The organism is Gillisella terrae, from assembly GCF_004801395.1.
GTDB lineage: Bacteria > Pseudomonadota > Alphaproteobacteria > Rhizobiales > Rhizobiaceae > Allorhizobium > Allorhizobium terrae.
Genome location: NZ_SSOA01000017.1, coordinates 42,510 through 49,592 on the forward strand (window position 1 = coordinate 42,510; position 7,083 = coordinate 49,592).

Consider the following 7,083-nt stretch of genomic DNA (forward strand, 5'->3'; position numbering starts at 1 on the left):
TCATCCGCAAAAGCCGTTGTGATCGGTAAATCAGCGATTATATTAAGACGTGAAAATGATGGGTGATTTGATTGAACATGGGGAAGAGTACGATTACGGCAAGAGATGTCTCCACAGCACTGGACGAACGATCCAGGGAGATTTTTCGACGGATCGTCGAAACCTATCTCGAATCGGGCGAGCCTTTGGGGTCGCGCAATTTGTCGCGCATTCTTCCTATGTCGCTTTCGCCAGCCTCTGTGCGCAATGTGATGAGCGATCTGGAAGAGCTGGGCCTGATCTATGCACCGCACATCAGCGCTGGTCGTCTGCCAACCCAGACGGGTCTGCGCTTCTTTGTCGATGCCTTCATGCAGGTTGGCAGCCTGACACAGGATGAGCGCGGCTCGATTGAGCGGCAGATGCGCTCTTCCGAAGATCAAACCGTCGAAACCCTCTATAATGAAGCCAGCCGCATGCTATCCGGCCTGTCGCGGGGCGCGGGGCTTGTGGTTGCCGCCAAGGCTGACCCGGCCCTGAAACATGTGGAGTTCATTCGCCTGGAGCCCACCAAGGCGCTGGCTGTGCTGGTGGGCGAGCATAATCAGGTCGAAAACCGTATTATCGAGCTGCCGGCTGGTGTTACCGCCTCGCAACTGACCGAGGCCGCCAATTTTCTCAACGCCCATTTGAGCGGGCAGACCCTGCATGAAGTGCGCAGCCAATTGGTGAAGCTGAAAGAGCAGGTGGCAACCGAGCTGGATGTGCTCTCACAAGATCTCGTGGCGCGCGGGCTGGCCATCTGGGCAGGAGAGGATGGCGACAAAGCCACGCGGCTGATTGTGCGCGGTCGTGCCAATCTGCTGGAGGGCGTGGCCGGGGCGGACGATATAGACCGCCTGCGTTTGCTGTTTGACGATCTGGAGCGCAAGGAAAGCCTGATCGAGATTTTAAATCTCGCGGATAGCGGCCCGGGCGTGCGGATTTTTATCGGCTCGGAAAACAAGCTGTTTTCGCTCTCTGGCTCCTCGCTGATTGTCGCTCCCTACCGCGATGGTGATGACCGCATTGTCGGGGCCGTTGGCGTTATTGGTCCTACCCGCCTCAACTATTCACGAATCGTGCCCATGGTGGATTACACCGCTCAGGTCATGGCCAAGCTTACCCGCAACGGACATTGATTCTTGATGCCCGCATTTTTTAATCATGCCTTCAAACACCCCGATCACCATTGAACCCTTGATTTTTCGTCCCCGAACCCTGATATCGGGCACGGACACGAAACCATTATTCCGGAGAACGTCATGACCGACGAAACCAACAAAAACGGACCTGACGCTGCCGCAGAAGCGCAGACAGAAGCACCTATGCATGATGACGCCCCAGAGGCGGACAATGACGCGCAGGAACCCGATATGATGGCCAGCCTCCAGGCTGAAAATGCCGAGTTGCGGGACCGCTTTTTGCGTCTTGCCGCCGATATGGACAACCTGCGCCGTCGCACAGAGCGCGATGTCAAGGATGCCAAGGCCTATGCTGTGACGGGCTTTGCCCGCGATATGCTTGCCGTTTCCGACAATCTGCGTCGCGCCATTGAAGCCGTGCCCGCAGAAGCCCGTGCATCCGCCGAGGCAGGCCTCGCAGCGCTGATCGAAGGCGTGGAAATGACCGAGCGCGCCATGCTCTCCACGCTTGAGCGCCACGGTGTCAAGAAGATCGAGCCAGAAGGCCAGAAATTCGATCCAAATTTCCATCAGGCCATGTTCGAAGTGCCAAACCCTGATGTTCCAAACAACACGGTCACGCAGGTGGTGCAGGCTGGCTACACCATTGGCGAGCGCGTGCTGCGCCCGGCCATGGTTGGCGTTGCCAAGGGCGGCCCGAAGGGCGAGATTGCCTGAAGTTCATCCGAAAATTGAGCATCCAAAAAAGCGCCGCGCATTTTTTGCGCGGCGCTTTTTTATGGCGTTGCAGAGCATTACAGCACCGTGCCAACAAGATGGAAAAGGTCGTTCGATACGTCTCTCAGACTGTTCCCTTGAACGACTTATGGTGAGAAATCATGCGCTTGCACGGGATGCAACAGACTCCCTCCCCCTTGTGGGGAGGGTTGGGGAGGGGTTCTTAAAGCGCACCAATAGACGCGTCGTGTATCGTGACCTCTTACAGCGCCTCTCACCATATATGGCGCACAAAGGACGCTGTAGCACTTTTAAGCTGCTGCATAATTTTCTCCTTAAATCCACTCCGATTTAAGGAATTATGCAGGAGCATTCAGGCCGCGTTAGAAGCCTGATCCTGATTGAGGAAAGTGTAGATGGCGGTATCGCTGTCGCTGGCGCGCAGCTTGGCAACCAGATCCTGATCGCGCAGCACACGGGCAATGCGCGACAAAGCTTTCAGATGGTCGGCACCCGCGCCTTCCGGAGCCAGAAGCAGAAACACCAGATCAACCGGCTGCTCGTCGAGGGCTTCGAAATCAATCGGTGTATCAAGACGGGCAAAAACACCCTGAATACTGGAAATATTGGTCAGTTTTCCGTGCGGAATGGCAATGCCATTGCCAACACCGGTGGACCCCAGCTTTTCACGCTGGAGGATGACATCAAAAATATCCTTCTCCGGGATTCCGATGAGTTTAGAGGCTTTGGCGGCCAATTCCTGAAGGAGCTGCTTTTTTGAATTGACCCTCAGGGCGGGTATGATCGCATCGTGCTGCAGCAAATCTGCCAAGGCCATTTTGAAAATCCTTATCCCACCATCAGAAATCGAGAGAAAGCGGTGGTTGGCCACCGCTTTCGAAGGGGCCAATCAGCCCTTTATTGTCGCAGAATCAATCCAGCCGATATTTCCGTCTTGACGACGATAGACGATGTTTAACTCTTCCTTGCCCGGACTTCTGAACAGAACCACAGGCTCGTCCGTCATGTCCAGTGCCATAACCGCACTGGCGACAGACATGGTTTTCAGCTTCTTGGTGCTTTCCGCCACGATGGTTGGTGCATAATCCTCCGGCACCTCCTCGTCCAACTCCGGCACTGCATCCATCACCGTATAGCCAATTTCGGTGCTGTTGGGCGCGCTATGATGATCCTTCAGCTTGCGCTTGTAGCGGCGCAAGCGCTTTTCAATGCGCTCGGCGGCGCTATCGAAAGCCACCTGGGGATCAACAGCTTCGCCTGTTGCATGCAGATTGATACCCGTATCGAGATGCACGGCGCAGTCTGCGGAAAACCGCGAGGCTGATTTGGTAACCGTGATCTGACTGGAATACCCCCCGTCAAAGTATTTGCTTACGGCATCTGAGATCTGGGTTTCAATCCGCTCGCGGAAAGAATCGCCAATTTCCATATGCTTGCCGGTGACGCGTACACTCATGGAGTTTCCCTTCTTATCGTGATTTACAAAATGAGTTTACGCCAACCTCGAGGCACATCCAAGCGATTCTGTCAGCAAAGACAAAACCCTCTTGAACGTCTGCGGGCAAGAGCTTATCACATCATACTAAAGTTAGATTTTTCGAGGAAACGGGGAGAGTTTGTGGCAAAACCCATTGTGCGAGGCACATATTTTTATCCCGCACGGCTCACGTAACCGTTTGATTTTATACATAATGCCATCCCAAAATCGGTTCCGCTTTTGGGAGCTACGCAGTAACGACCCTTTACCAAAATGTCAACGTTTTGTTAATCATCTCACCTAAAAAGACCAAAATTGGTGCGACATCCGGGCAGAGACACACTGTGGACTAGATTGCCAACACAGAAACACGCAAGGCTTGTCGATTTCTGCCACAATTGCCCCAATCGAGGCTCAAAATGCGCCAAGAGATCTCTCAGCGCTTCAGCGTGTATTTTGTTTCCGAGGGCGCCTAGTTTCGGGGGGGCGTCTGGTTTCAGGGGGCGTTTTTGGCAAGTGCGCGTTTTTCGCGCCGCCTTTGCACCGAAGAGGGAATATTCATCGCTTCGCGATATTTGGCCACGGTGCGGCGCGCCAGCTCCACACCGCCCTTTTTCAGGCTCTCGACAATATCGTCATCGGATAAAACGCTCTCGGCGCTTTCCTGGGCAATCAGCGCCCGGATGCGGTGGCGCACGGCTTCTGCGGAATGATTGTCTCCTCCTTCAGCGGAACCAATCGACACGCTGAAGAAATATTTCAGCTCAAACAGCCCGCGCGGCGTCAGCATATATTTATTGGCGGTCACACGGCTGACGGTCGATTCATGCATTTTAATCGCATCCGCCACGGTTTTCAGATTCAGCGGCCGCAGATGATCCACACCATGGCGCAGGAAGGCATCTTGTTGGCGAATGATTTCCGAAGACACTTTCATGATGGTTTTGGCGCGCTGATCTAGACTGCGGGTCAGCCAATTGGCTGTTTGCAAACAGTCTGCCAGAAACCCCTGATCGCCCTCGGCCTTGGTGCTATTCTGCTTGATCTGGGCAAAATAGGTATTGTTGACCAACACACGCGGCAAAGTCTCCGCATTCAACTCCACCAGCCAGCTGCCGTCCGGCCCGCTTGACACCAAAACATCCGGGATCACGGTTTCTGAAGCGCTGTTTTCAAAGCCCGCACCGGGCTTGGGATTGAGCTTGCGAATTTCTGCCAGCATATCCAGCAGATCTTCCTCATCCACACCACACAGGCGCTTGAGGGAGGCAAAATCGCGTTTGCCCAACAGGTCGAGATTTTTCACCAATGTCGCCATGGCCGGATCAAGCCGATCGCGCTGCGCGAGTTGAATGGCAAGACATTCACCAAGATCACGGGCAAAAATTCCGGCTGGCTCCAGGGTTTGCAGCACCGTCAAAATCCGCTCGACATCGCGGAGTTGAACGCCCAACTGGCTCGACACCTCCGTCAGATCAACGCGCAGATAGCCCGCATCATCCAGTTGATCAATCAACACCAGCGCGACATGCCGATCAGTCGGTGACGACAACACAAAAGGAAGCTGCTGACCGAGATGTTCGCGCAGCGACACCTTACCCGCCACAAAATCATCGAGATCATAGCCTTCGCTGCTCTCTGAAAGCGTGCCCGGCATGGATTTCCACTGACCGAGCATTTCGGGCGAGTCGAGTTTTTGGCCACCACCATCGTCGCCAAAACTGGCATCGTAATTGGCATCAAGCCGATCACTCAGCGCACCATCGCCACTGCGCTCATACCAATCGCTTTCCAGCCCATCGGCAGCCGACGTGTGGGCCGGTGCTTCAACGTCAGCATCACGGGTGTTATCACTACCGCTGCCCACAGAGTCATCATTTGGCGCAATTTCCAGCAGGGGATTCTTCTCGACTTCCTGAGCAATAAACTGAAGAAGCTCGAAATGGGTCATCTGCAACAACTGAATAGACTGCATCAGCTGCGGCGTCATGACCAGAGACTGGTTTTGACGAAGGAAAAGATTGGCAGATAGGGCCATGGCGGACGAAAAACTCCCCTACAATTCCCTCTCGGACTTCTTTTGTTCCCGTTTTGGATTTTTGGAAATCTGAACTGGCCCAAAAATTGCTTTTTTATTGGTTTTGGTCAAGCCACAGAAGCGTGTCTCATGAAAATAACATGACAGTGGGTCCGCTTTTTTATGCTCTTTTTGCCGCAGCGGATCATAAGATTGGCGGCAGTCGTTTATGTCACCACCCAGCGCTTGCGCAAGTGCCGCCAGATACGACCATCAATGGCCATAAGCCCAAGTCCAATCAGCACCATGCCTGCCAAATGCCTTGGCTCCACATGATCGCCCAGCACAATGGCACTGAGAACGATGGCGCTGGGCGGAATAAGAATGGTGACCAACATCAGATTGGTTGCGCCAGCCGTTGCCAGAATTTTGAAAAACAGCACATAACCAACCGCCGTGGACAAGAGCGCCAGCCCCAGAAGGGCCCCAATGGTTTCCAGCCCCGGAACAGGCAGGGTCCATGGCTTGTCGAGCAAGAGTGCGACCGGCAAAAGTACAATTGTGGATGCCGTCACCTGCCCTGCTGCTGGCAAAAGCGGCGGCAAGCCCATGGCTTTGAACCGGCGGCCAAAAATACCGGCAAAGGCATAGGAGACCGCGGCCAGCATCACAGCCAGCTCCCCCAGCGTATCGCCACCAAAGCCACTGAACACCGCTGGGCCAATCATCACCACCACGCCAGCAAAGCCGACCAGAACCCCGATCAGGCGATTGACAGTCAGCTTTTCATCATTGGTGAGAAAATGCGCGATGATGACGCCAAACAGCGGAGTGGTGGCATTGAAAATGGCGGCGAGGCCGCCCGGAATGCGGGTCTGGCCCCAGACAATCAGGCAAAAAGGAATAACATTGTTCAAAAGCCCCATGCCCAGAAAGGCGAGCCACACCTTTGGGCTCTTGGGGATGGTCACGCTTGAAGCGCGAACGATGATCCACAGCGCCAGAGCGGCCAGCCCCACCCGCGCTGTGACAATCGTAAACGGCGGCCAAACCTTGACGAGAATGCCGATAAACAGGAATGACCCGCCCCAAAGAAGGGAGAGCACCGCCAGCATCGCCCATTCCTGCATGCTCATCTGCTTTTGCATCACGGTATCCTACTGTTCTGGTTAAAAACCACAGTAGCGACTTCGTGGCCAGCATCCACCCGAAAAGCAGACAGACTTCTTTTCTACATTGGCATAAGTCGAGAGCCTGTCAGATTCAAATTGAACCACAGTACACGACGCAAACGCCTTTATGTGCCGTTTACCCCCCTCTGGCTTGCCAGCCATCTCCCCCACAAGGAGGGAGATCGGACAGGCGCTCCCGCTGGTTTTTAACAATGAACCTGTGATTTCCGACACATACAGCGCTGTGCGTTTTATAAAACGCACAGCGCTGTAACGCTTTGAATATGCTTCATAATTTTTACCTTAAATCGATTAGGATTTAAGGAATTATGCAGTAGGACGTATGCTGTTGAGCAATAGGACTGCTTTTTGTCGATCTCCCTTCTTGTGGGCAGGCGAATCGCATATGGAACTGCATGTTTGGCGCGATATTGTTGTTGCCAGCAGCCCACTTTTGGATTCTTGAGATGATCCACCCGTTATGGAGAGGATCACGGATTGGAACGGTTTATCGAG

General features: G+C 54.0%; 6 protein-coding genes. 2 read left to right on the forward strand and 4 right to left on the reverse strand.

Features of this window, described 5'->3' with window-relative positions; all coding sequences use genetic code 11:
* Positions 1 to 77 precede the first annotated feature (77 nt).
* Together hrcA and grpE are read left to right on the forward strand one after the other, a co-directional pair.
* The gene (hrcA, locus tag E6C51_RS19405; RefSeq protein ID WP_146932228.1) at positions 78 to 1,160 is read left to right on the forward strand and encodes a heat-inducible transcriptional repressor HrcA; all 1,083 of its coding nucleotides are present in this window, start codon (positions 78 to 80) and stop codon (positions 1,158 to 1,160) included.
* Positions 1,161 to 1,283: 123 nt separating this feature from the next.
* Complete coding sequence (grpE, locus tag E6C51_RS19410; protein ID WP_146932230.1) at positions 1,284 to 1,880, forward strand: nucleotide exchange factor GrpE; 597 nt, start codon at positions 1,284 to 1,286, stop codon at positions 1,878 to 1,880.
* A gap of 373 nt (positions 1,881 to 2,253) precedes the next feature.
* Here the strand turns inward: grpE and ptsN are convergent, their stop codons facing one another.
* From ptsN to E6C51_RS19430, 4 genes are all read right to left on the reverse strand, one after another.
* Positions 2,254 to 2,718, reverse strand: a complete 465-nt coding sequence (gene ptsN / locus E6C51_RS19415) for a PTS IIA-like nitrogen regulatory protein PtsN (RefSeq protein ID WP_146932232.1) — start codon at positions 2,716 to 2,718, stop codon at positions 2,254 to 2,256.
* A gap of 72 nt (positions 2,719 to 2,790) precedes the next feature.
* Positions 2,791 to 3,357 carry a ribosome hibernation-promoting factor, HPF/YfiA family gene (gene hpf / locus E6C51_RS19420; protein ID WP_146932234.1) on the reverse strand — a complete coding sequence of 189 codons (567 nt, stop codon included), beginning with the start codon at positions 3,355 to 3,357 and terminating at the stop codon, positions 2,791 to 2,793.
* Between the two features lie 517 nt (positions 3,358 to 3,874).
* A complete protein-coding gene (gene rpoN / locus E6C51_RS19425) occupies positions 3,875 to 5,416 on the reverse strand; it encodes an RNA polymerase factor sigma-54 (RefSeq protein WP_190237217.1) in 1,542 nt (513 codons plus the stop codon).
* A gap of 206 nt (positions 5,417 to 5,622) precedes the next feature.
* Complete coding sequence (locus E6C51_RS19430; RefSeq protein WP_230987481.1) at positions 5,623 to 6,543, reverse strand: DMT family transporter; 921 nt, start codon at positions 6,541 to 6,543, stop codon at positions 5,623 to 5,625.
* Positions 6,544 to 7,083: the final 540 nt, after the last annotated feature.

Coding starts and splice junctions, on each gene's coding strand:
- hrcA (WP_146932228.1), top strand. CDS start 78: ATGGGGAAGAGTACGATTACGGCAAGAGATGTCTCCACAGCACTGGAC.
- grpE (WP_146932230.1), top strand. CDS start 1,284: ATGACCGACGAAACCAACAAAAACGGACCTGACGCTGCCGCAGAAGCG.
- ptsN (WP_146932232.1), bottom strand. CDS start 2,718: ATGGCCTTGGCAGATTTGCTGCAGCACGATGCGATCATACCCGCCCTG.
- hpf (WP_146932234.1), bottom strand. CDS start 3,357: ATGAGTGTACGCGTCACCGGCAAGCATATGGAAATTGGCGATTCTTTC.
- rpoN (WP_190237217.1), bottom strand. CDS start 5,416: ATGGCCCTATCTGCCAATCTTTTCCTTCGTCAAAACCAGTCTCTGGTC.
- E6C51_RS19430 (WP_230987481.1), bottom strand. CDS start 6,543: ATGCAAAAGCAGATGAGCATGCAGGAATGGGCGATGCTGGCGGTGCTC.